At 70.8% G+C, this 22,519-nt stretch carries 15 protein-coding genes; 4 read left to right on the top strand and 11 right to left on the bottom strand.

All coding sequences use genetic code 11. The features are described from left to right. Nucleotides 1–13: 13 nt before the first annotated feature. The 9 genes from MBA17_RS40375 to MBA17_RS40335 form a co-directional block, all read right to left on the bottom strand. Nucleotides 14–259: a hypothetical protein gene (locus MBA17_RS40375; protein ID WP_238503067.1), complete on the bottom strand. Its 246-nt coding sequence runs from the start codon at nucleotides 257–259 to the stop codon at nucleotides 14–16. Between the two features lie 83 nt (nucleotides 260–342). Next, nucleotides 343–3,270 (bottom strand): glycoside hydrolase family 3 protein, encoded by a 2,928-nt coding sequence (locus MBA17_RS40370; protein WP_238503065.1) that lies wholly within the window; start codon nucleotides 3,268–3,270, stop codon nucleotides 343–345. A 75-nt stretch (nucleotides 3,271–3,345) separates the two neighbouring features. Then, nucleotides 3,346–4,179 (bottom strand): carbohydrate ABC transporter permease, encoded by an 834-nt coding sequence (locus tag MBA17_RS40365; protein ID WP_238503063.1) that lies wholly within the window; start codon nucleotides 4,177–4,179, stop codon nucleotides 3,346–3,348. Next, nucleotides 4,176–5,051 (bottom strand): carbohydrate ABC transporter permease, encoded by an 876-nt coding sequence (locus MBA17_RS40360; protein ID WP_238503062.1) that lies wholly within the window; start codon nucleotides 5,049–5,051, stop codon nucleotides 4,176–4,178. The genes MBA17_RS40365 and MBA17_RS40360 overlap by 4 nt, the downstream gene beginning before the upstream one ends. A 10-nt stretch (nucleotides 5,052–5,061) precedes the next feature. Continuing rightward, complete coding sequence (locus MBA17_RS40355) at nucleotides 5,062–6,360, bottom strand: ABC transporter substrate-binding protein (RefSeq protein ID WP_238503060.1); 1,299 nt, start codon at nucleotides 6,358–6,360, stop codon at nucleotides 5,062–5,064. Nucleotides 6,361–6,395: 35 nt separating this feature from the next. Further along, nucleotides 6,396–8,660: a TIM-barrel domain-containing protein gene (locus MBA17_RS40350; RefSeq protein ID WP_238503059.1), complete on the bottom strand. Its 2,265-nt coding sequence runs from the start codon at nucleotides 8,658–8,660 to the stop codon at nucleotides 6,396–6,398. 142 nt (nucleotides 8,661–8,802) lie between these two features. Next, nucleotides 8,803–9,252 (bottom strand): hypothetical protein, encoded by a 450-nt coding sequence (locus MBA17_RS40345; protein ID WP_238503058.1) that lies wholly within the window; start codon nucleotides 9,250–9,252, stop codon nucleotides 8,803–8,805. Between the two features lie 229 nt (nucleotides 9,253–9,481). Then, complete coding sequence (locus tag MBA17_RS40340) at nucleotides 9,482–12,967, bottom strand: WD40 repeat domain-containing serine/threonine protein kinase (RefSeq protein ID WP_238503057.1); 3,486 nt, start codon at nucleotides 12,965–12,967, stop codon at nucleotides 9,482–9,484. 63 nt (nucleotides 12,968–13,030) lie between these two features. Further along, entirely contained in the window at nucleotides 13,031–16,546 is a 3,516-nt protein-coding gene (locus MBA17_RS40335; RefSeq protein ID WP_238503056.1) for a protein kinase domain-containing protein, read from the bottom strand. A 108-nt stretch (nucleotides 16,547–16,654) separates the two neighbouring features. On the opposite strand from MBA17_RS40335, the gene MBA17_RS40330 reads away from it, so the two are divergent. Together MBA17_RS40330 and MBA17_RS40325 are read left to right on the top strand one after the other, a co-directional pair. Then, complete coding sequence (locus tag MBA17_RS40330; RefSeq protein ID WP_238503055.1) at nucleotides 16,655–16,843, top strand: sigma-70 family RNA polymerase sigma factor family protein; 189 nt, start codon at nucleotides 16,655–16,657, stop codon at nucleotides 16,841–16,843. 293 nt (nucleotides 16,844–17,136) lie between these two features. Next, nucleotides 17,137–17,310, top strand: a complete 174-nt coding sequence (locus tag MBA17_RS40325) for a hypothetical protein (protein ID WP_238503054.1) — start codon at nucleotides 17,137–17,139, stop codon at nucleotides 17,308–17,310. Between the two features lie 3 nt (nucleotides 17,311–17,313). Here MBA17_RS40325 and MBA17_RS40320 read toward each other — a convergent pair whose 3' ends face one another. Both MBA17_RS40320 and MBA17_RS40315 read right to left on the bottom strand, forming a co-directional pair. Beyond that, the gene (locus tag MBA17_RS40320) at nucleotides 17,314–18,561 is read right to left on the bottom strand and encodes an ABC transporter ATP-binding protein (RefSeq protein WP_238503053.1); all 1,248 of its coding nucleotides are present in this window, start codon (nucleotides 18,559–18,561) and stop codon (nucleotides 17,314–17,316) included. Continuing rightward, nucleotides 18,545–19,549, bottom strand: a complete 1,005-nt coding sequence (locus tag MBA17_RS40315) for an ABC transporter ATP-binding protein (protein WP_238503052.1) — start codon at nucleotides 19,547–19,549, stop codon at nucleotides 18,545–18,547. Before MBA17_RS40315 ends, MBA17_RS40320 begins: the two co-directional genes overlap by 17 nt. A 180-nt stretch (nucleotides 19,550–19,729) precedes the next feature. On the opposite strand from MBA17_RS40315, the gene MBA17_RS40310 reads away from it, so the two are divergent. Together MBA17_RS40310 and MBA17_RS40305 are read left to right on the top strand one after the other, a co-directional pair. Then, nucleotides 19,730–20,938, top strand: coding sequence for a dipeptidase (locus MBA17_RS40310; RefSeq protein WP_238503051.1), 1,209 nt, complete (start codon nucleotides 19,730–19,732; stop codon nucleotides 20,936–20,938). Then, the gene (locus MBA17_RS40305; RefSeq protein ID WP_238503050.1) at nucleotides 20,938–22,509 is read left to right on the top strand and encodes an ABC transporter substrate-binding protein; all 1,572 of its coding nucleotides are present in this window, start codon (nucleotides 20,938–20,940) and stop codon (nucleotides 22,507–22,509) included. Before MBA17_RS40310 ends, MBA17_RS40305 begins: the two co-directional genes overlap by 1 nt. Nucleotides 22,510–22,519: the final 10 nt, after the last annotated feature.

The raw sequence follows: 22,519 nt of genomic DNA, 5'->3' as shown, positions 1-22,519 counted from the left end.
CCGCCGGGCGGGCTCAGACCTCGGCGCCCACCCGGTCCACGATCGCCTCCGCGCCCTCCTGGCGGGCGCAGTGCGCGCAGCAGAACCAGCGGCGGCCGGCCTCCACTCCGTGGCCGATGATCCGGCATCCACAGTGCTCGCAGACGGGCGCCATCCGCTGGATCGCGCACTCGAAGGAGTCGAACGTGTGCGTCGCCCCCTGCGCGTGCACCTCGAAGCTCAAGTCGTAGTCGTTTCCGCAGACCTCACAGCGCGCCATGATCTCCCCCAAGTCACCGGCGTTCTCCGCGAAGCCCTACCCGCCCCCGGTCCGGTCAAGCCACCGGGGGCGGGCAGCGGCGCTCACCTCAGGGAGAAGGACGAGATCCGCAGGTCTCCGGTGAAGACCAGGTAGACGTCGTGCCGGCCGCGCGCCCCGCTCAGGGCGGCGGTCGTGGTGGTGTAGGTGTACTTGTCGCCGGTCGAGGCGACCTTGGCCGTGCCGAGCAGCCGTCCCTTCACCGGGTCGCCGAGCCGGATCTGGACCGTGGCCTCGCCCGCGGCCGCGCGGGAGACCTTCGCGGTGAAGACGCCCGCGTCGAGCCGGGCGTCGGCGAACTCGACCCAGTCCCCCGCGCCCGCCCCGACCGCGTCGCCGCGCGCCTTCGACTCGTCCACCAGGTCGATGCCCGCGTAGTCGTCGAAGTCGACGGCACGGGTGTCCTTCCCGAGGTCGCGGGCGGGGATCCGGTCACCGTCGACCGCGACGGTGGCCCGCTGCCTGATGTCCGCGGCCGAGGCGCCGGCCATCAGGTCGTGGGTGGCGGACTCGACCACCCAGCGGCCCCGGGTGACGTCCCAGTGGGCGAGGTCGGCGGCCTTGACCGCCAGCCGTACGGTGCGGGACTCGCCCGGTTTCAGGGTGACCTTCTCGAACGCGCGGAGTTGCTTGAGCGGCAGCTGGTCGCGTGAGGTGCGCTGGCGGCCGTAGAGCTGGACCACCTCGCTGCCGGACCGCCTGCCGGTGTTGGTGACCTCGACGCTCGCCGTGACCGTGCCGTCCTCGCCGATCCTCGGAGAGCTGAGGCTCAGCCGGCCGTACCTGAAGGTGGTGTACGAGAGGCCGTGGCCGAAGGCGTAGAGGGGGTCGCCCTTGTAGTAGAGGTAGGTGCGGCCGGTCTTGACGATGTCGTAGTCGAGGATGTCGGGGAGTTCGGCGTCCGACCGGTACCAGGTCTGGGTGAGCCGGCCGCCGGGGTCGCGGTCGCCGAACAGGACGTCGGCCAGCGCGTTTCCGGTCTCGGCGCCCGCGTGGGTGCTCCACAGGAGCGCCGGGACGGCTCCCTGCTCCCAGGTGAGCGTGGTCGGGTAGCTGTTCTGCACGACCACGACGGTGTTGGGGTTGGCCCGCCGGACCGCCTTGATCAGTTCGGACTGGCCCTCGGCCAGCGCCGTGCTCGTGCGGTCGTGGTCCTCGCGGCCGTTGATGAACGGCATGCTGCCGACCACCACGATCGCGGCGTCGGCGCCGGTCGCGGCCTTGGCGGCGGTCTCGGCGCCGCCGCTGACGACCTCCTTGGTGAAGCGGGCGGCCCCGGCGGCGGTGGGCGAGCCGAGGGCGAGGGCGCCGTCGGCGCCGACGGTCAGGTAGTGGTTCGGGCCCGCCCAGTCGAACGCCTTCTCATAGCCGACGTAGCGGGCGGCGTAGCTGCCGTCGTCCTGCCGTTCCAGCTTGAACTGCTGCATGACGAACCAGCCGTTGGGCTGGACCTGGTCGTTCGCGAAGGCCGACCAGTTGTAGCCGACGAACCTGCCGTTGGCCACGCTGCGCAGGGTCAGCACGCCCTGACCCCAGTCGAAGACGTCGAACTGCTCGGTCGCGCCCGCCGTGGACGCGCTCACCTTCAACGGCCCGCCCCCGCCCGTGCCCGCCGTGACGTACTTCCCGCTGGCCACGTCCTTGAGCGCGATCCTGTCCACGCCCTCGGTGCCGGTGACACTCGCACCGTGACCGAGCCGCGCCTTGATCCCCTCCCGCGGAGTGACCTTGTACGGCAGGCCGCCGGAGTACCAGTCGGTGTAGACGGTGTCCGCCAGCGGGCCGATGACCGCGACCTTCTTCGCCTTGGCGGCGTCCAGCGGCAGGGCCCCGCCCGCGTTCTTGAGCAGCACCATCGCCTCGGCGGCGGTCTCCCTGGCCAGCCGCCGGTGCGCCGGGCTGTCGATCACGTCCTTGGTGATCTTCCCGTACGGCCCGCCGCCCGGATCGAACTCGCCGAGCCGGAACCTGACGCTCAGGATGTGCTCGACGGCGGTGTCCACGTCGGATTCGGCGAGCAGGCCCCTGGCCAGCGCGGTCTTGATCGCGGTGGTGGTGGGGGCCGCGTCGGTGTTGTCGGTGGTGAAGCTGTCGTTCCCGGCCTTCAGGGTGGCGGCGTCGGCCTCGGCAAGGTCCGGATAGTACGCCTGGGAGCCGACGAGGTTGTTCGGCGCGGTGGCGTCGGTGACGTTCATCAGCGTCTTGCCGGTCCAGGTCCGCACGACGTCGTCGAGATCGGCGTGCGCCGTCATCGGCCGCCCGTTGACCAGGTTGTAGGCCGTCATCACGCCGGTGGCGGCGTCGGCGGTGATCGCCGGTTTGAACGCGGCCTCGTCGTACTCGTGCAGCACCCTGGGCCGCAGGTTGGCGGAGCTGGTGTCGCGGCGGATCTCGTTGTTGTTCGCGAGGTAGTGCTTGAGCACCGGGGCCGACTTGAGGTGGTCGGGATCGTCGCCCATCATGCCCTTGCCGTACGCGGTGGAGATCGCGCCGGTCAGGTGCGGGTCCTCGGAGTAGCCCTCCTCGTTGCGGCCCCAGCGGGGGTCGCGCAGCAGGTTGACCACGGGAGCCCACAGGTTCAGGCCCCAGACCCTGGGATTGGTCGAGTTGTATCCTCTGGCCTCGTCGCCGACGGCCGAGCCGACCCGCTTGATGAGCCCGGGGTTCCAGGTGCTGGCCAGGCCGACCGCCTGCGGGAACACCGTCCCGTTAGCCGTCACGACATTTCCGGAATTGTCGTAGTCAGTCGACCAGCCGACGCCGTGCAGAGCCTCCGTTCCGGTCTTGAACAGACCGATCCCCAGCCGCTCGATCGGCGGCTGGTACTGGTGCAGCAGCGAGATCTTCTCGTCGAGCGTCAGCCGCCCGAGCAGGTCGTCGATCCGCTGCGCGAGCGGCAGGCCGGGGTCGCGGAACGGGAATTCGGCCGCCGCCTGCGCGGGCACCGCGGCCAGTGCAGCCACCAGGGACACGAGAGAGAGGACGGCCGGCCATAGGGGTCGCCGAAGGGACATTGCGCCTCCAAGTCAGGGGAGTCGAAGCGCGTGTTACTTGATCGCACCCACGGTCACGCCCCGGGTGAGAGTGCGCTGGAAGATCAGGAAGAACGCGACCGCGGGGATGATGCCGAGCAGCGCGGAGGCGCTGGACATGGTGGCGTCCATCATCCGCTCGCCCTGGAGCACGCCCAGCGCTACCGGCACGGTCTGGTTGTCGTTGCCGATCAGGAAGATCAGCGGGAGGAAGAACTCGTTCCAGGTCCAGATGAAGAAGAAGATCATCAGCACCGCCAGGGTGGGGCGGCTGATCGGCACCACGATCCGCCACAGGATCCGCCACCGGCTCGCGCCGTCGATCTCCGCGGCCTCCAGGATCGCCCTCGGGAACTGGCCGAGCACCGAGGAGAGCAGGTAGGTGCCGAAGGCGGCCTGGATCGCGGTGAAGATGATGATCACCGCGAGTTGCGTGTCGTAGAGGCCCACCTCCTTGGACAGGTAGTACAGCGGGTAGGCCAGCGCCTCCTGCGGCAGCGTGTTGGCCAGCAGGAAGCCCACCAGGATCCACAGCCGCCCGCGCACCCGGCCGATCCCCAGCGCGTAGGCGTTCAGCACCGACAGCACCACGGCGAGGATCGCCACCGCACCACTGATCATCAGGCTGTTGAGCAGCTTCCGGCCGAAGTCGACGCGCTGCCAGAAGTCCACGATGCCCTGGAGGTACAACTCCGACGGCAGCGACAGCGGCCCGCCCGCGGCGTAGTCGGCCGGCGACTTCACCGCGTTCATCGTGACGATGACGAACGGCGCCAGCATCACCACGGCCAGCACGACGAGCGCCGCCAGCACCGCCCACCTGCCCGGCCGCACCGGGATGGATCTCATGAGTCCCTGTCCTGGAAGCGCAGGAAGAAGGCGGTCACCACGACGATGATCAGCGCGAGCACGGTGGCGATGGCCGAGCCGTACCCCACGTTGGCCTTCTCGAAGAAGTTGGTGTAGCTGAAGTACGACGGGACGATGGTCGCCTTGCCCGGCCCGCCCCTGGTCAGCACGAAGATCGGGCCGAAGACCTTCAGCGCGGCGATCGTGCAGGTCAGCAGGACGACGAAGATCTCCTGGCGGACCTGCGGGATCGTGATGTGCCGGAACCGCCGCCACCACGAGGCCCCGTCGATCTCCGCGGCCTCGTACAGCGCCGGATCGACCCGTTGCAGCCCGGCCATGAAGATGACGACCGGGTAGCCGAGCTGGAACCACACCATGATCGCCATCACGGTCGCCAGCGCGAAGTCCGAGTCGCCGAGCCAGTTCTGCCCGAGCGACCCGAGCCCGACGGCGTCCAGGATCTGGTTCAGCGCGCCGTACGAGGGATGCAGCATCCAGCCCCACACGACGCCCGCCACCGCCACGGGCAGGACCTGCGGCAGGTAGTAGGCGGCGCGCAGCACGCTGGCCGTGCGCCCGCCGAACTTCTTGCCGATGTAGTCGAACAGCGCGGCGGCGAGCACCAGGCCGAGGAGCGTCGGCACGATCGCCATCGCGACGATCAGCAGCACGTTGTTCCTGAAGGACGCCCAGAAGTTCGCGTCGGCGAACAGCCGGGTGTAGTTGGTGAGGCCGGTCCACTCCGGCGTCCCGACACCCGTCCACTTGGTGAAACTGGTTCCCAGGTTCATCAGGAACGGCACCGCGATCACGGCGGTGAAGAGCACCGCGCTCGGCAGGAGGTAGAGCCGGTAGCCGCCCCGTTTCACTCGCAACGCCCTAGCCGCCGATGTCGGCGAGGTTGTCGTTGTACGGCTGAGCGATCTCGTCGAGGACCTCGGCCGGCGGCTTGCTGCCGTTGATCAGCTCCTGCACCCCGGCGACGAGCGTGTCGTAGTAACCGGGGGCGGGCCAGTCGGGATAGAAGGCCAGCCCGTCCTGCTCGCTGAGCTTGTTGAAGTTGTCGATGAGCTCCTTGTTCTTCTCCTCGGTGATGGCCGAGGAGTCGGCCGCCACCGGCACGCCGCCCGCGTTGCCCAGCTTGTTCTGGATGTCCTTCTTCATGGTGATGTCGATGAAGTCGTAGGCGAGGTCCTTGTTCTTCGCCTTCTCGGGGACGACCCAGAGGTTGCCGCTGGAGCCCGCGTTGAACTGGTTGCCCGGCCAGAGGAAGGTGCCCCACTCGAAGCCCTTGGACTCCGCGGCGACCCTGCCGTACCACCAGCTGCCCGAGATCATGATCGGGAACTTGCCCGACATGAACGCGAGCCCCATGTCCTCGGCCTTGATGCCGGCCGAGTCCTTGGAGAGGTAGCCCTTCTTCACCCAGTCGGCGAACGTCTGCGCGCCGTACGTGAACTCCGGCCCCTTGAAGTCGACCTTGCCCTTGTAGAGCTGGAAGGCGTCCACCCACTGGCGGTTGGCCTTGCTGAGGGCGAGCTGGTAGACGATCTGCTGGGCGGGGTACTCCGCGCCGCCGACCGACAGCGGGGTCACACCGGCCTTGACGAAGGTGTCCATCGCGGCGGTGAACTCGTCGAGGGTGGCGGGCACCTCGACCTTGTGCTTCTTGAACAGGTCCTTGTTGTAATAGACCATGACGTACTCGGCGTAGTTGGGGATGCCGAACCACTTGCCGCTGCCCATGATGCCGCGCTCGTCATACCGCGCGGTGGTCTGCACCGACGGGCTGAGCAGCTTGTCCCAGCCGCGCTTGGTGACCTGCTCGCTCAGGTCGGTGAGCAGCCCCTGCTTGGACAGCAGGCCCGCGGTCGCGTTCCCCTTGTTGTACTCCAGCAGGTCGGGCGCCTCGTCGGAGTTGAGCACCATGCCCGCGGTCTTCTGGATCTGCTCGAAGCCCTTCTCCTCGAACTTGACCTTCACCCCCGGATGGCTCGCCTCGAACTGCTTGATGGCGTCGGCCCACGCGACCCCCATCGCGCTCTCGGCCCCCTCGTAGTGCCACAGGGTGAGCGTCTTCGCCTCGGCCGCGGAGCCGCCGGGATCGTCCCCGCCGCCGCACGCGGCGAGGGTCAGGGCGGCGGCGGCGAGGACCGCGACCGCGCGTAGCTTCGACATGGTGTCTCTCCTGGGGGTGAGTGGTCAGGCGGGGATCAGACGGCGGGGATCTCGGTCGTGCCGACCCGGGCGGGTCCCGCCGCCGTGAGCCGCAGGACGTCGCCCTCGCGGGTGGCGGTGACGGTCGTCGTGCCGTCGAGGTCCTCGATGGTCGTACGGCTGCCGCCGTCCGCGCCGAAGCCGAGCACGGTGATCTCGCCGAAGAGACCGTCGCCCACGGCGGGCCCGGGTTCGGCCGTCGGGATGAGGGCGCCGTGCCGTACGAACAGGGGGACGCGGTCGAGCGGCCGCGTCACCTTGACGTAGCGGCCGCCCTCCAGCGTCTCGCCGCTCCAGTAGTCGATCCAGGACCCGGCCGGGAGGTAGACCTGCCGGGTGCCCTCGGGCGCGGTCATCGGGGCCACCAGCAGGTCGGGGCCGAGGAGGTACTCCAGGTCGGCCTGCCAGGCCACCGGGTCGTCGGGGTGGTCGACGCACAGCGCGCGCATCATCGGAGCGCCGGTGCGCGCGGCGGTCACCGCGGCGGTGTAGAGGTACGGCATCAGCCGGTAGCGGAGTTCGAGCGCCTCCACCACGGCCTTCTCCGCGTGCTCGGGGAACTCCCACGGCTCGCGGCTGGTGGTGCCGTGGAAGCGGACCAGCGGCGACAGCGCGCCGAACTGGGCCCAGCGGATGTAGAGGTCGTCGGTGGGGGTGCCGGTGAAGCCGCCCGCGTCGTGGCTCCAGAACGGCACGCCGGACAGGCCGTGGGACAGACCGCCGCGCAGCGTGCTGCCCATCGCGGCGTAGCTGGTGTAGGTGTCGCCGCCCCACTGGGCCGAGTGCCGCTGGCCGCCGAGGAACGAGGACCGCGCCCAGACCAGGCCGTGCCCGTTGACCTCGTGGGTGACGGCGGAGACCGCGTCGTTGAACAGCAGGGTGTAGACGTTGTGCAGTTCGGTGCCGGTCATGCCGTTGAACGCGATCGAGTCCTGCGGGACGCCCTCGGCGAAGTCGGTCTTGAACACCGCGACGCCCTGCTGGAGCAGCGGGCGCAGTTTGGCCTGGAACCACTCGGTGGCGTCGGGGTTGGTGAAGTCGACGATGCCGCAGGCGGGGTGGCTGCCGTGCCAGGAGTCGGCGACGTAGGTCTCGCCATCACCGTTCTTCAGGAAATATCCCTTTTGGGCGGCCTCGGGGAAATCCGGGCTTTTGTGGGAAATATACGGATTCATCCACAGGCTGACCTTGAACCCCATCTCCGCCAGCTCGGCCAGCATGCCGTCCGGGTCGGGGAAGTTGTCACGGTCCCACCGCATGTCGGACCAGTGGCTCTTCACCTGCCAGTAGCAGTCGAGGTGCAGCACGTCGCAGGGGATCCCGCGCTCCCTGATCTTCCGCGCCCTGGCCAGCACCCGCTCCTGGGTGTCGACGAAGAACCCCGAGGAGATCCAGGTCCCGAACGCCCACTTCGGCGGAAGCAGCGGCGCGCACGTCAGCAGATCGAACCTGCGCAGCACGTCGGCCGGCGTGGGCCCGGCCATGACGTAGTAGTCGATGAGGTCGTCCGGCACCAGGATCTGCACGCAGCTGTGCGTCGACTGGCACACGTCGAACTCGACCGGCATGCCGCTGTCGACGAGCACGCCGTATCCCCGGCTGGAGAGGTAGAAGGGGGTGTTCTTGTACGCCCGCTGCGACTCCGCCCCGAAGGCGTCGTAGTTCCACATCACCGGCCGCTGCCCGCGCTTGTCCAGCGGCGTGAACGACTCGCCGAACCCGGCGAACGACTCGTCGGGCGCGGCGGCGAGGCTCTCGTGGTAGGCCACCGTGCCGCCGTCGGCGCTCGACCGCCCGAACGGCAGCGTGCGCAACCGGCCGCTGATGTCCACGTGCCCGGAGTCCTGCTCGACCAGCAGGGCGCCCGAGGCGTCGGTGAAGCGCAGGTGCCACGGGCTCAGCGTGATCTCGGCGCGCAACGACCCGGCGTCGATCACCACCGACTCCTCGCCCACCACCACCCCGGCCTCCGGGTACTCCCCGGGGTGCACCATGGTGGTCGCCCTGGCCGACCTGGTCCGTGCGTCGGCGTCCTGCCCGAGCCGCACCCTGATCACGCCCTCGCCCGCGGCGGCCACCTGGACCACGAGGGTCTCCTCGGCGGCGGTCGTTCCCTTGAACGTCACCCCCTGGCCGTCCGAGGCCACCAGCTCGGCCCGCGTCAACACCGACAGGCCGTCCTCGCCACGCGCCCGCACGGGGAGTTCCGGGGGGTCCGCGACGAAGTACTCATGCGCCACCAGCGGGGGGCGATAGGGCATCGGAAGGCTCCTTCAAGGCAGTTCACAAGTCGCAATTAGTTTGCCGACCATACCAACAAACGTCAACGCCTTGCCGTACCCGGGAACGCCGGAAGGCGCGGTGCGAAACGCACCGCGCCTTCCGTGGATCTCCCCCGCAGGGTTACTTGCAGTTGCCGTAGGTCTTGCGGCCCCCGCTGGCGTGGGCCTGGTCGATGCGGGTGTCAGTGGTGTACCCGGAGTACCGCACGCAGTCGCCGTCGGCCTTCAGCTTCACCGGGCCCGCGTAGTACTTGAACCGCCCCGTGTCGCTCTTGGGCTTCTGCCCCTCCACCTGGAGCGTCACGCTGGTGGTGGTGGCCGTGCGACGGAACGCGGTCTTGATCAACGTGGCGCAGTTGTAGCCCGTCCTGCGGTTGTAGAGCAGGTAGACATGGCCGTAGAGGTCTTTGCCGGACTTGACGGCCCGCGTCCCGTCCTTCACCTTCGAGAATCCGGCCCCGCAGACCCCCTCCGGGGTGTACGCGGCGGCAACGGCGTGCGCCGGGTTGGCCATGAGCGCCCCCGCCGCCAGCGTGGCGGCGATGGCGACCTTCGTCGCAGTCTTGATCATGTGGTTCCTTTCCTTTCAATCGCCGCGGAACACGCCCGCGGCGAGCAAAACAGCATTGATCCTTACGTAGTCGCTGACCTGCGCGCAAGCGGGTCCGCCCGCGCACACGGCGTCGACGCGACGTTCGAATCGTCATTAGTTTGACGATTAATCGAACAAAGAGGGGAGTCGGACCGGAGGCAGGGCCGGTCCGGAGGTGACCGGCAACCGGCGGTCTGGCTGCCGAGCATCAGCTGGCCCCGTGGGCCGCGCGGCGTGCCGGGCAGGGGTCGCTGTAAGGGGTGTCGGGCAGGTAGGTGCGCCATTCCCGTTCCGACAGGCCGCGCCCGGCCCGTTCGCACACGGCGGCGGGCAGGCGGGCCGGGTCCACCGGATACTCCGCGAAGCCGCCGGCCGTGTCGAGCGTCAGCAGCCGGGAGCCGTCCCAGGAGAACGCCAGGGTCCGGAAGCCGGACACCCGCTCGGTGGCGGGGCGGCCGAGCGGGCGTCCGGTGCCGGTGTCCCACAGGGTGAGCGTGCCGGTGCTGTCGCCGGTGGCCAGCACCTTCCCGTCAGGGGAGAAGGCCAGGGCGACGATCCCCCGGGTGGGGCCGCGCAGGATGAGTTCCCGGGGGCCCGCCGTACCGGCGGCCCACACCTTCAGGTGCCCGGAGGCGTCGCCGGGCGCGAAGACGGTGCCGTCGGCGGCGAACCGCAGCCCGCGCGAGCCGCCGTCGAGCGTGGCGGGGCCGGTGAGCCTGCCGGTGACGGCGTCGACGCGCCTGACCTCCTCCTCGTACCGCAGCATCACCGAACGCCCGTCGGGGGTGAAGGTGACTTCTCTGGCCACCGTGGTGTTCAGCCGCCACAGGGCGCGCCCGGCGGCGAGGTCCCACATGATCACGCGTGTCTCGGCGTTGCTCAGGGGCGCTCCGATGGTGACGAGCCGCCGCTTGTCCGGGCTGAACGCCAGGGCATCCGGATAGTGGACCGACGCGTCCCGCAGGGTGACGCGCTTGGCGGGGTCGGCGATCGTGGAGACGTTGATCTCGCCGTCTTGCGTGTGTCCTCCGTCGGCGACGAGCGTGCCGTCCTGGCTGAAGGCGGCGTGGAAGGTGTGGATCTCGCCGCGCCTTCCGCTGCCGAGCAGCCGCCCGTCCGACAGGCGCACCTCCCCGGTGTCCGGCACGCGGGCCGCCAGCAGTCTCCCGTCGGGGCTCAGCGCGTCCCACCGCCTGCCGCCGGGGCGGACGTCGGCAGGCAGATCGAAGGTGACCACGGTGTCGCCGTCGAGATAGCGGAGGGTCCGCCCGTCCGGGTCGAAGGCGGGTTTCCCGCCGGTCCCCGAGACGCTGTGGTCCAGCACCTGAACGCTGTCCGCCGGCCGCCACACCTGGACGCCGGTGGGGGCGGCCGAGGCCAGCATCGTGCCGTCGGGGCTGAACCGCAGCGTCCCGCCGTTCCAGTCGGTCATGGGGGCGCCGTCGCGCTGCTCGCCCGTCCGCGCGTCGCGCAGGACGATCTCCGTGCCCTCCCCGACGGCGATCAGGCGGCTGTCGGGGCTCACCGCAACCGAACACGACGTGCACCGCTCGACGAGCGCGGCACGCTCGCCCTGCGGCAGCGCGAACCGGTGGACCCCGCGGCCGTCCAGCAGCGGCATGATCACCGCTTTCTCGTCCGGCAGGGGAACCGGCGCACAGCAGTCGCCGAGACCCGTCCGCCTGCCGGTGTGGGTGTTCCACACGGTCATGCTGTCCCCGAGTATCACCGTGAGCAGATGTTCCGCCTCGCCGAAGTAGATGTCGTAGTGGATCTGCTCGCTGGCGCTCGGGTAAGTGCCGGGCAGGGGGTCACCCGTCTTGACGTCCCACAGCCGGATGCCCGTGACGGTGGCGACCGCGAGCGTCCGGCCGCTCGGGCTGAGACTCGCGCCGAGCACCCGCCGCCCGTCGGTGCCGAGCCGGTCCACGCCGCCGATCCGTTCGCCGGTGCGCACGTCCCAGGCGCGCGCGGCGTCGTCGCCGACGCTGACCAGGGTCCGCCCGTCACCGCTGAGCAGCCGCCTGGCCTGCGCCGCCGGGTCGGTGAAGGTGCGCACCTTCCGCTGGGCCAGGGAGCCGGTCAGCGCCGCACGCGCCTCGGCGACGGGGGCGAGCCGCCAGGCGGCCACGCTGAGCAGCATCGCCTGCGCCGGATCCGTCGTCCGAAGTCCGTCCGCGACCGCCGCGATCCTGCGCGCCTCCGCCTCGTCGCGCTGCACGGTGAGCTGGCCGCTCTGCCGTACCGCCAGGAAGCTCGCGACCAGCGCGGCGACCAGCAGCACGGCCATCGCCACGGTGACCAGCCTGTTCCGCCTGGCCCTGCGGCGGGTGAGCGCGGCGCCGGCGTCGAGGAAGTCGCGCTCGACCGGGGTGAGCGTGATGTTGCGCCGCTCGGTGGCCGCCCAGCGCAGCGCGCCGTCGAGGTCGCCGCCCTGGAACAGGTCGGGGGCGCGGCGGCCCTGGGTGTGCCAGCGGCGCGCCGCGGTGGCGATCCCCCGGTGTACGGCGAGGCCCTCGCGGTTGGCCCTGATCCAGGCGCGCAGCCGTGGCCAGGCGTACGGCAGCGCGGGCCGGGTGAACGCGATCTCCTCGCCGGCCGAGATCAGGTAGGAGAACGCGCCCAGGATGCGGACGACGCCCTCGGCCTCGTGCTCCGGCCGGCCGTCGAGGATCTCCGCCCGCGACGCCCGGCGGACCGCGAGCGCGCCGTCGTCGGTGACGGTGACCAGCCGGAGGAACACCTCGGGGACCAGTTCCCTGTCGGCGGGGCTCAGCGTGCCGTAGGAGTCCTCGGCGAGGGTGCCGAGCGCGGGATCGACGGGGGCGGCCGAGACCACCTCGCCCGCCGCCCGGCTCCCCTCGGCGAGGAGCCTGGCCATGTCGAGCCGTCCGTCGCCGCTGATCAGGGCGAGCAGCAGCTCGGACGCCGTGGGCCTGCCTCCCGGTTCCTTGGCCAGCGCGGCGGCCACCAGGTCGCGCAGCGAGCCGGGCAGCACCCCCAGGTCCGGGTCGACGGACAGCACCCGGTGCATCACCGCGCCGAGGCTGTCGGCCCGGAACGGGTCCTCCCCCACCGCCGCGAAGAGGACGATCGCTCCCCAGGCGAACACGTCGGCGGGCATCCCGGCCCGCTCCCCCATGAACACCTCGGGCGGCATGTAGGTCGGGGTGCCGGTGGCGATGCCCGTGGAGGTCAGCGACATCTCCATGGTCCTGGCGACGCCGAAGTCGATCACCCGGGGGCCGTCCGGGCCGAGCATCACGTTGTCGGGCTTCAGGTCGCGGTGCACGACCCCCGCCTCGTGGATCGCGGTCAGCGCGGTGGCGATCGCGGTGGCCAGCCGGTAGAGGTCGTCCCCGGCGAACCGCCGCCCCCCGGTCACCGCACCGCGCAGACTCGGCCCCTCGACGTACTCACTGACGATGTACGGCCGGGCGGCGGTGAGGTCGGAGGCCAGCACCCTGGCCGTGCAGAACGACGCGACCCGCTGGGCGGCCGTGGCCTCCCTGCCCATCCGCTCCCGCAGTTCGGCGTTCTCCGCCGGGTCGCCGTGCAGCACCTTGACCGCGACCCGCACCCCCTCGGCGTCGTACGCCTCGTAGACGACGCCCTGACCGCCCGCGCCGAGCCGCCCGGCGAGCCAGTACTCACCCAGCCGCTGCGGATCCCCGTCGATCAGCGCGTTCCCCATCGGTCATCCCCCAGGCGTCGGTCGTCGGGGTGTTGGACGCCGACTATGACCACAAAGTTCTCGTCATTGGGCACACACCTCTCGATAAGGAACATCAGGGAGATACTTGGACCACTCAGATTCGGTCAGCGTCCGCCCGGCGCGTTCGCACACCGCGTCGGCGACCCGCTCGGGCGCGATGGGCATCTCGTAGACGACGCCGTTCCCGTCGGCGGCGTAGAAGGTGCCGCCGTCCGCGCCGAAGCCCTGGGTGAGGACGAAGTCCGTGCCGAGCGGCACCGGCGTCCCGAGGCGGCGTCTGGCTCCGGTGTCCCAGAACTGCACGGCGGCCGGCTCGTCGTGGACGCCGGCCAGGACGCCGCCGTCCGGAGTGAAGACGAAGGCCGACAGTCGGCTGGTCAGGCCGTGCATGACGGGGGGACGCGGCGCCTGCTCCCCGGCGTCCCACAGCGCGACGCGCCCCGCCTCGCCGCCGACGGCCATCAGCGGCCCGCGCGGGCTGACCGCGAACACGTCGCTGTCCGCGACGTTGACGCCGCGCGCGGACGGTTTGCCGGTCAGCACATCGACGATCCGCCCCGTCGAGGAGACCAGGGAGCGACCGTCGGCGGTGAACGCGATCTTGCCGAGCGAGGTCTCCAGCTCAAGGTCGCGCACGGTCCTGCCGGTCCGCGCGTCCCACACCCTCAGCCGGCTGTCGGTGGGCGGGTAGTCGACCATGGACGCCGCCAGGGTCCTGCCGTCGGGACTGAAGACCATCGACTCGACGTAGTAGTTCTTGGGGATTCGGTAACTCCACAGTTGCTTGCGGGTCGCGACGTCCCACCCGCGCACCCGGTCGGAGGACTTCATGGTCGCCATGGTGGTGCCGGTCCTGTCGAAGACGGCGCGCTCCCCCGTCTCCCTGACGCCCGGCAGCGTGCCGGCGAACCGGCGCCGCCGTACGTCCCACAGCCGGATCTCCGACGTTCGCCCCTCGACCGCGAGCCACCGCCCGTCCGGGCTGAACGCCACCCTGAAGACGTCGGGCAGGGTCGTGGTGGTGATCCGCGGCCCCAGGTCGATGGTGACCACCGTGTCGTCGAGGAGGTAGCGGAGGCGGCCCGCCGCCGAGTCGACCCACAGGTCGTCGACCGGGCCTTCCGCCCGGTAGTGCAGGATCTCCGCGTTGTCGGAGATCCGCCAGACCCTGACGGTGTCGCCGGCGAAGCCCGCGATCAGGCTGCCGTCCGGGCTGAACCGCAGACCGGAGGTCACCGCGCGGTCCAGTTCCGCGGTCGAGGCGTCGGGCTGCCACCACCAGTTGCCGTTGTCGGGGTGCAGGGGGCGGCGCCGGCCGGTGGCCGTGTCCCACAGCGCGATGTCCTGGCCACCGCAGGCCAGGGTGCGGTTGTCGGGGCTGAAGGCGACGACGTTGGTGTTCCCGCCGCAGTTCGCGGGGAAGCGCCCGTCCGCGGCGCCCGAGGGGAGACGCCGCACGACGACGCCGTCGTTCCCGGCCGCCGCGCCGAGCGCGCCCGAGCGGGAGATCGCGAGGTTCTGGACGCCGTCCCAGTCCGCGCCGTGCGTCTTGCCCGCGACGACGTCCCACACCAGCACGGCGTCGCCGCCCTGGGTCACCACCAGCGTCGACTCGTGGTCGCCGAAGGACACCACGGGCGTCGGGCCGCCCTGGCCGAGCGACTGGTGCCCGCGTGGCCTGCCGTCGCGGGTCCCCCACACGCTGACCCGCTGGTCGGTGACCACCGCGAGCAGGTCGCCGCTCGGGCTGAGGGCGGCGCTCAGCACGAACCGGCCCACGCCGGGGGGCCAGTCCCAGGCCGCGGTCCGCTTCCCCGACGGCACGTCGTAGACCTGCACGCCGTCCTCGCCCACCCCCGCCAGGACCCTGCCGCCCACACCCGCGGCCCGTACGGCGATGCCCTTCGACGGCGGCTGGCGGAAGACCGCCGTCTCGGGCTGGTAGAGCGAGGACATCATGCTGGACCTGGAGTCGTACCCCGGCGCGAGCCGCCAGCCCGCCACGCTCAGCAGCATCGCGGCGACGGGGTCGGTGCCGCGCAGGGAGTCGGCGGTGTGCGCGGCCTCGGTGCCCCTGGCCTGGTCGCGCTGCCGGCCCACCCGGTCGGTCTGGTAGAGGGACAGGCCGCCGCCCGCCAGCGAGAGGACGAGCAGCACGGCCATCGAGAGCGTGAGGAGCCGCCGCCGGCGCCCCCTGCGGCGGGTCAGGGCGGTGCCCGCGTTCAGGAAGTCGCGCTCCAGCCTGCTGAGGGTCAGGTTGCGCCGGCCGGTGGCGGCCCAGCGCAGGGCGAGGTCCAGGCGGCTGCCCTGCAGCAGGTCGCCGTCCCTGCGCCCGTTGCCCACCCAGTGCCGCGCCGCCGTGGTGATCGCACCCAGTACGGCGAGGCCGTCCCGCTCCGCGTCCACCCAGAGCCGCAGGCGCGGCCAGGCGCGGAGCAGCGCGGGGCGGGACAGCGCCACCTGTTCGTCCTTCACCGTGAGCAGGTAGGAGAACACCCGCAGGATCCGCTCGACGGCGGCGGCCTCCTGCTCGGGCCGGCCGTCGAGGAACTCCTCCTTCGCGGCCCACCTGCCCGTCTCGGTGCCGTCCTCGCCCACCGCGACCAGTCGCAGGAACACCTCGGCGGCGAACCGCCGCTCCTCCGGGGCCAGCGCGCCGTAGGCGTCCTCGGCGAGCGTGCCGAGCGCCGGGTCGCCCGTCGCCGGCACGTGGACGCCCCTGGCCGCGCGGCTGCCCTTCGCGAGCAGGCCCCCGACGTCGCCGCCGTCCCCGCTCACCAGGGCGAGCAGCAGGTCCCTGGCGGCCGGGCGGACCGTGGGGTCCTTGGCCAGCGCCGACTCCACCAACGGCCTCAGCTGTGCCGGCAGCGCGCCCAGGTCGGGCTCGTGGGAGAGCACCCGGTGCATGACGCCGCCCAGGTTGTCGGCGGTGAACGGGTCCTGTCCGGTGGCGGCGAAGACCATGACGGCGCCCCAGGCGAAGACGTCCGCCGGGGTTCCCGCGCGTTGCCCGGTGAAGACCTCGGGAGGCATGTAGGTGGGGGTGCCCGCGACCTGCCCGGTGGCGGTCAGCGACATGTCGGCGGTCCTGGCGATGCCGAAGTCGATCACTCGCGGCCCGTCCGGGCTGAGCAGCACGTTGTCGGGCTTGAGGTCCCGGTGGACGACGCCGGAGTCGTGGATCGCGGTCAGCGCGGTCGCCACCGCGGTGGCCAGCCGGTGCAGGTCGTCGCCGGCGAACCGCCGCCCGTCCAGCACGGCCCGCCGCAGACTCGGCCCGCCGACGTACTCGGAGACGATGTACGGCCTGCGCCCGTCGAGGTCGGCGGCGAGCACCTTCGCGGTGCAGAACGACGCGACCCGCCTGGCGGCCGTGGCCTCCCGGCCGAACTGGTCGCGCGTGCCGGGATCGCCGGAGGAGTGCAGCACCTTGAGCGCCACCCGGCGGCCTTCGAGGTCGTAGGCGTCGTAGACGACTCCCTGACCGCCCGAGCCGAGCCGCCCGGCGACCCAGTAGTCCCCGATACGCTGCGGATCTCCGTCGATCAATGACCGCACAATGCTCCTCCATGAATGGCCGACGGGATGTTGGACGCACGCCCCGGGGTCAAAGTTTGGCCGGTCTGGCGGATGTCACAAACTCGGAGCGTGAACCGTCCTGAATGTGTGAACGATGACGACGACGGTCTCGCCGCGACGTTCGAGGCGATCAGGCCACGTCTGGTGGGCGTCGCCCACGGGTCGCCCGGCAGCATGGCCGAGGACGTGGTGCAGGACGCGGGGTTCAGACTCGGCCGCGCGTCCCTCGCGGCCGAGGCGTGCACGGCCAGGCTCGGGCCTGGAGGACCTGCCTGAACTCATCCGGGCTGTTCAAGGACACGCCGGCCGGGGCGCGCTGCAAGCGTCTGCCAACCCGATGTCAAGCGCGAAGGAGGATGGTCGGTTCAGACGAGGGAGATAGACCAGGGAGACATGTCATGCGACGTATCAGGATCGCCAGGCCACAGGCTGGCAAGCGCACCGCCGCCACGCTGGAGCTCGACCTGCGCTCGCCCGCGGGCCGCCCGCTCCCCTACTGATCTTTACAGCGGTTTTACGGGATGATCGATACTTATTAGGTAACAAAAACATCACGCCGGGGGGCTTCGATGAAGAGACTTGTGGTGCTACCGCCCATCGTGGCACGGCACAAGATCCGTGACATCAGGACGGCGCACCGACGCCGTCGTGCCGTAGACGCCACGGTCGTCGACCTGCGGGCCTGGGCCGGCCGGAACATCATCCGCTTCCCGCGCACGAGCGGCCCCACGTCCGCCGCCTGAGGATCAGCGGCCGGCCTCGGGAAAGTAGCAGGCCGCCAGATGTGCCGCCGCGCCTTCCAGCGGAGGAGCGTGCCCGGCGCACACGTCCGCCGCCTTCCAGCAGCGGGTCCTGAAGCGGCAGCCCGAGGGCGGGTCCACCGGACTGGGCGGGTCGCCGGCCAGGATGATCCGCGTCCGGTCCCTGGCCTGCGGGCGCGGCACCGGAGCGGCCGACAGCAGCGCCTTGGTGTAGGGGTGCGCCGGCGAGCCGTACACCTCGGCCGCGGGGCCCAGCTCGGCGAGGCGTCCCAGATACATCACACCGACGCGGTGCGAGACGTGCCTGACGACGGCGAGGTCGTGGGCGATGAAGACGAGTGCCACGCCGAGCCGCCGCTGCAGGCCGGCGAGCAGGTTGACCACCTGGGCCTGCACGGACATGTCGAGCGCGGAGACCGGCTCGTCGCAGACGATCACCTCGGGGTCGGTGGCGAGCGCCCTGGCGATCCCGATCCGCTGGCGCTGCCCGCCGGAGAACTCGTGCGGGAACCGGTGCATCAGCTCGGGCGCGAGGCCGACGAGGTCGAGCAGCTCGCCGACGCGGTCGCGGCGCTGCGCCCGGCCGGCGGCGAGACGGTGCACGTCGAGCGGCTCGGCGACGATGTCGAGGACGGTCATCCGGGGGTTGAGCGAGGTCATCGGGTCCTGGAAGACCATCTGCACCCGGCGGCGCACCGCGGGCGCGGGAGCCCTGCGTCCCCTGGCGAACGGGCGGCCGTGGAAGGTCACCTCGCCGCTGTCGGGCCGTTCCAGGCCGACCAGCATGCGGGCCAGGGTCGACTTGCCGCAACCGGACTCGCCGACGATGCCGAGCGTCTCCCCCGCGCGCAGCTCCAGGCTGACCCCGTCCACGGCGTGCACGCCGCCGCCCCTGCCGAAGATCCCGCTCCCGTAGGTCTTGTGCAGGTTCTCGGCACGCAGCACCACCGGCTCGGCCTTCCCGGCGCGCGGTCCGGCCCCCTCGGCGGGCTGCGTTGAACCGGTCTTCGGGGCACGTGGTCCCGGCCTCTCGGCGCGTGGCTCCGGGTTCGCGGCGGGCGATCCCGGGTTCTCGGCGCGTGCCTCCGGGTTCGCGGCGCGCGATCCCGGGTTCTCGGCGCGTGCCTCCGGGTTCGCGGCGCGCGATCCCGGGTTCTCGGCGCGTGCCTCCGGGTTCGCGGCGCGCGATCCCGGGTTCTCGGCGCGTGCCTCCGGGTCAGGTACGGACGGCATCGAGCACCTCCTGGAGATGGTGGCAGGCGGCGGTGCGGGCGGGCGAACCGGGGACCGCGACAAGTTCGGGGCGGGTGCGCTCGCAGACGGCGGTGGCTCTCGGACAGCGGGGGGCGAAGGCGCAGCCCGTGTCGGCCGCGCCGGGCCCCGGCGGCGCGCCGGGGATGGCCCGTAGTTCGGCCGCCGGGCGGTCGAGGTCGGGGATGGCCGCCAGCAGCGCCTCGGTGTAGGGGTGCGCGGGGCGGTCGTAGAGGTCGTCGACGGGGGAGGTTTCCACGATCCTGCCCGCGTACATCACGGCCACCCGGTCGGCGACCTCCGCCGCCACGCCGAGGTCGTGCGTGATGAGCAGGACGGCGGTGCCCAGCTCGCGCCGCAGCCGGTCGATCAGCCGCAGGATCTGTGCCTGCACGGTGACGTCCAGCGCGGTGGTCGGCTCGTCGGCGATCAGCAGGCCGGGTTCCAGGGCCACGGCCATCGCGATCAGGATGCGCTGGCGCATGCCGCCGGAGAACTGGTGCGGGTAGTCCCGCACCCGCGCCGCGGGCGCGGGGATGCCGACCAGTTCCAGCAGTTCCACCGACCGGGCCCTGGCCTGCCTGCGCGACAGACCCTGGTGCACCCGGAACAGCTCGCCGATCTGGTCGCCCACGCTGAGCACCGGGTTGAGCGCGGACAGGGCGTCCTGGAAGACGAGTGACATGGCGCTGCCCCGCAGCAGCCGCCGCTCCTTGGCGGACATGGCCAGCAGGTCGCGCCCGCCGAGCTTCGCCGTACCCATGGTGACCTCGGTGTCCGGCTGGTCCAGCAGGCCCATCACCGCGCGGGCCGTCACCGACTTGCCCGAGCCCGACTCGCCGAGCAGCGCGAGCGTCTCACCTGGCCTGATGACCAGATCCACCCCTCGTACGGCGTGCGTCCGCCGTTTCGACCCGGTGAAGGTCACCTGGAGGTCGCGCACCTCCAGAGCCGCTTCGCCCACCGTCATCCGGGGAGCCTCCTTTGCCGGAACTTTGCACAGACGCCATGATCTATACCCGAAAACAACTCCAGTATTGACCTATTTGACGAATTCTGGCAACCTTTGGCCGCAGTTCGCCGGGTGTCGGCGGAGTCGTGGAATTTTGTGCGGGTCTTGGCCGATCCGCCATGAAGGGGGACGTCGCTCGTGCTCGAGCCCGCCAAGCAGTACACCGGCTACCGCTCCTACGAGTATCTGGAAGCCGGCGCCGATTACCGGACGTTCACGCTCGCGCCCGAACTGGGCCGGGTGCCCGCCTACGACGGCGTGCCGCTCGACAGCGGGCAGCAGGACCGCGTCAGGAAGCTGCTCACCGAGAGCATGGTCATCTCGCTGCACGACCATCCCTCGGTCTTCCCCGAAGACATCATGGAGACCGTCGAGTACAACCGCACGGCGCGGCACCACACCGGCTTCGAGGGTCTGGCCCGCTCCGGCATGACGGTGGTCTTCGACAACCTGATGGACGGCACCTGCTGCATCACCAGCCAGGCCGGCTGGAAGTGGAACGACGTGATCGCCGACATCGGCATGCGGCTCTCCGACATCGCCCATCAGGACTACGTGATCAAGGTCGAGACCCTCGCGGACGTCGAGCGGGCGCACACCACCGGCCGGCTGGGCCTGGTCCTCGCCCTGGAGGCGGCGACCATGATCGAGAACGAGGTCGACCGGATCGACATGCTGTACGGCTTCGGCGTACGGCAGATGGGCATCGCCTACAGCGAGGCCAACACCCTGGGCAGCGGCCTCAAGGAGCGCGGCGACGGCGGGCTGACGCTGTTCGGCGAGCGGGCCGTGCGCCGGATGAACAAGCTCGGCATCGCGATCGACGTCTCCCACTCGGGCGACCAGACCTCGCTCGACACCATCAGACACTCCACCAAGCCGATCCTGATCACCCACGCGGGCGCCCGGTCGGTGTGGCCGACGAACCGGATGAAGCCCGACGAGGTCATCAAGGCGGCGGCCGAGCGCGGCGGCGTCATCGGCCTGGAGGCCGCGCCGCACACCACCCTGTCGCCCGCGCACCCCCGGCACTCGCTCGAATCGGTGATGGACCACTTCACCTACTGCGTCGACCTGGTCGGCATCGACCACGTCGCCTTCGGCCCGGACACCCTCTTCGGCGACCACGTCGGCCTGCACGACGCCTTCGCGGTGCAGCTGTCGATCGCCGAGGCGCACGCCGGCACCACGTACGACAAGGTGCCCTACGTCGACGGCCTGGAGAACCCGGCCGAGTGCTTCTGGAACATCATCGCGTGGCTCGTCCGCAACGGATACTCCGACGACGAGATCACCAAGGTCGTGGGCGGCAACGTCCTTCGGGTTCTCAAGGAGGTCTGGCAGTGATGCGTCGCACCCTGATCGCGGCCACCGTGGCGGCTCTCGCCGTCGCGGTCGCGGCATGCGCCCCCAGTACACCGGGGTCCGGCACCGGAACTACGTCGAACTCCGGCGCCGCCGACCGGCTGACCATCGGCACGACCGCCGACGTGGTCAACTACAACCCGCTGGTCGGCAACAGCCGTACCGACTCCTGGATCACCAACCTGATGTACCCGAAGCTCATGCAGATGGACGAGGCGGGTAAGCGGATCCCCTACCTCGCCACCGAGTGGGCGTACGGCAAGGGCGGCAAGACGGCGACCCTGAAGCTGCGCGACGACATGAAGTGGTCCGACGGCAAGCCGGTGACCGCCGCCGACGTGGTCTACACGATCGAGACGGTGGACAAGGAGAAGTTCGGCGTCGTGGCCGGGCTGATCACCGCCTTCGACAAGGCGAAGGCCGTCTCGCCGACCGAGATCGAGTTCACCCTCACCCGCCCCGACGGCACCTTCCTCGACAACATCGGCTTCTGGATGCCGATCGTGCCCAAGCACGTCTTCGAGAAGGCGCCCAGCGTGCAGAAGTTCGCCAACGACTCCGGCTGGGTGAGCGCCGGGCCGTACAAGCTGACCAAGGTCGAGCGCGGGCAGCGCTATCTGATGGAGCGGGTGGAGTCGTTCACCCCCAAGCCGAGCGTCAAGGAGATCGTGTTCCGGGTGTTCCCCGATGTGAACACCGAGGTCCTCGCGCTGCGCAACGGCGAGGTCGACGTGATCGGCAACGTGCTCCCGCCGGCCACGGCCGCGACGCTGAAGAGCGACGCGAAGATCAAGCTGCAACAGATCCCCTCGCTGGGGTGGGCGCACCTGCAGTACAACACCAAGCGGAAGCCGCTCGACGACGTGCGGGTCCGCCAGGCGCTCGCGCACGCGGTCGACAACGAGGCGATCAGGAAGATCGCCCTGCAGGGCTTCGCCAAGTCCTCCAACGGCAGCGTGCTGACCCCCTCCCAGCCCGGCTACGCCGACAGCACCTCCAAGGAGTACGGTTTCGACCCGGCCAAGGCGAAGGCGCTGCTCGCGGAGGCCGGCGTCACCTCGCCGACCTTCTCGATGGTCTACGACCAGGCCGACCCGAACATCGCCAAGTGGGCGCCGATGGTCCGCGACTCCGCCAAGCAGGCCGGGATCACGATCAAGCTGCAGGGCCTGGAGCGCAACACCTACCTGGCCAAGACGCTCAAGCGCGACTTCGACATCTACGCCGGGTCGTGGGCCGTCATGGACAACCCGCCCGCGAACCTCGGGCTGGCCTTCAAGTCGGGCGGGTTCATCAACTACGCCCAGGTCGAGGATCCCCAGCTCGACAAGCTGATCGACAAGGGCCAGCGGGCGCTCACGCCGGAAGCCGCCAAGGCCCCGATCCAGGAGGCCGCGCGGATCATCCACGACAAGGTGTACGACAACGTGCTCTACGTGGAGACGTTCAACATCGCCCACTCGGCGAAGTGGACCAACTTCAAGCCGATGCCGAGCGAGCTGCTGTCGATCATCAACCCGTTGTCCCTGGCCCAGGTCAAGCCGGCCGGCTGAGCGAGAGGGA

Origin of the sequence: Dolomitihabitans soli, from assembly GCF_022213955.1 — a bacterium.
In the GTDB taxonomy this organism is placed as follows: domain Bacteria; phylum Actinomycetota; class Actinomycetes; order Streptosporangiales; family Streptosporangiaceae; genus Streptosporangium_A; species Streptosporangium_A soli.
Note: the sequence above shows the minus strand (reverse complement) of the source record. Positions and strands in the feature narration are given on the sequence as shown.

Coding starts and splice junctions, on each gene's coding strand:
- MBA17_RS40375 (WP_238503067.1), bottom strand. CDS start 259: ATGGCGCGCTGTGAGGTCTGCGGAAACGACTACGACTTGAGCTTCGAG.
- MBA17_RS40365 (WP_238503063.1), bottom strand. CDS start 4,179: ATGAGATCCATCCCGGTGCGGCCGGGCAGGTGGGCGGTGCTGGCGGCG.
- MBA17_RS40355 (WP_238503060.1), bottom strand. CDS start 6,360: ATGTCGAAGCTACGCGCGGTCGCGGTCCTCGCCGCCGCCGCCCTGACC.
- MBA17_RS40350 (WP_238503059.1), bottom strand. CDS start 8,660: ATGCCCTATCGCCCCCCGCTGGTGGCGCATGAGTACTTCGTCGCGGAC.
- MBA17_RS40345 (WP_238503058.1), bottom strand. CDS start 9,252: ATGATCAAGACTGCGACGAAGGTCGCCATCGCCGCCACGCTGGCGGCG.
- MBA17_RS40340 (WP_238503057.1), bottom strand. CDS start 12,967: ATGGGGAACGCGCTGATCGACGGGGATCCGCAGCGGCTGGGTGAGTAC.
- MBA17_RS40325 (WP_238503054.1), top strand. CDS start 17,137: ATGAAGAGACTTGTGGTGCTACCGCCCATCGTGGCACGGCACAAGATC.
- MBA17_RS40320 (WP_238503053.1), bottom strand. CDS start 18,561: ATGCCGTCCGTACCTGACCCGGAGGCACGCGCCGAGAACCCGGGATCG.
- MBA17_RS40315 (WP_238503052.1), bottom strand. CDS start 19,549: ATGACGGTGGGCGAAGCGGCTCTGGAGGTGCGCGACCTCCAGGTGACC.
- MBA17_RS40305 (WP_238503050.1), top strand. CDS start 20,938: ATGCGTCGCACCCTGATCGCGGCCACCGTGGCGGCTCTCGCCGTCGCG.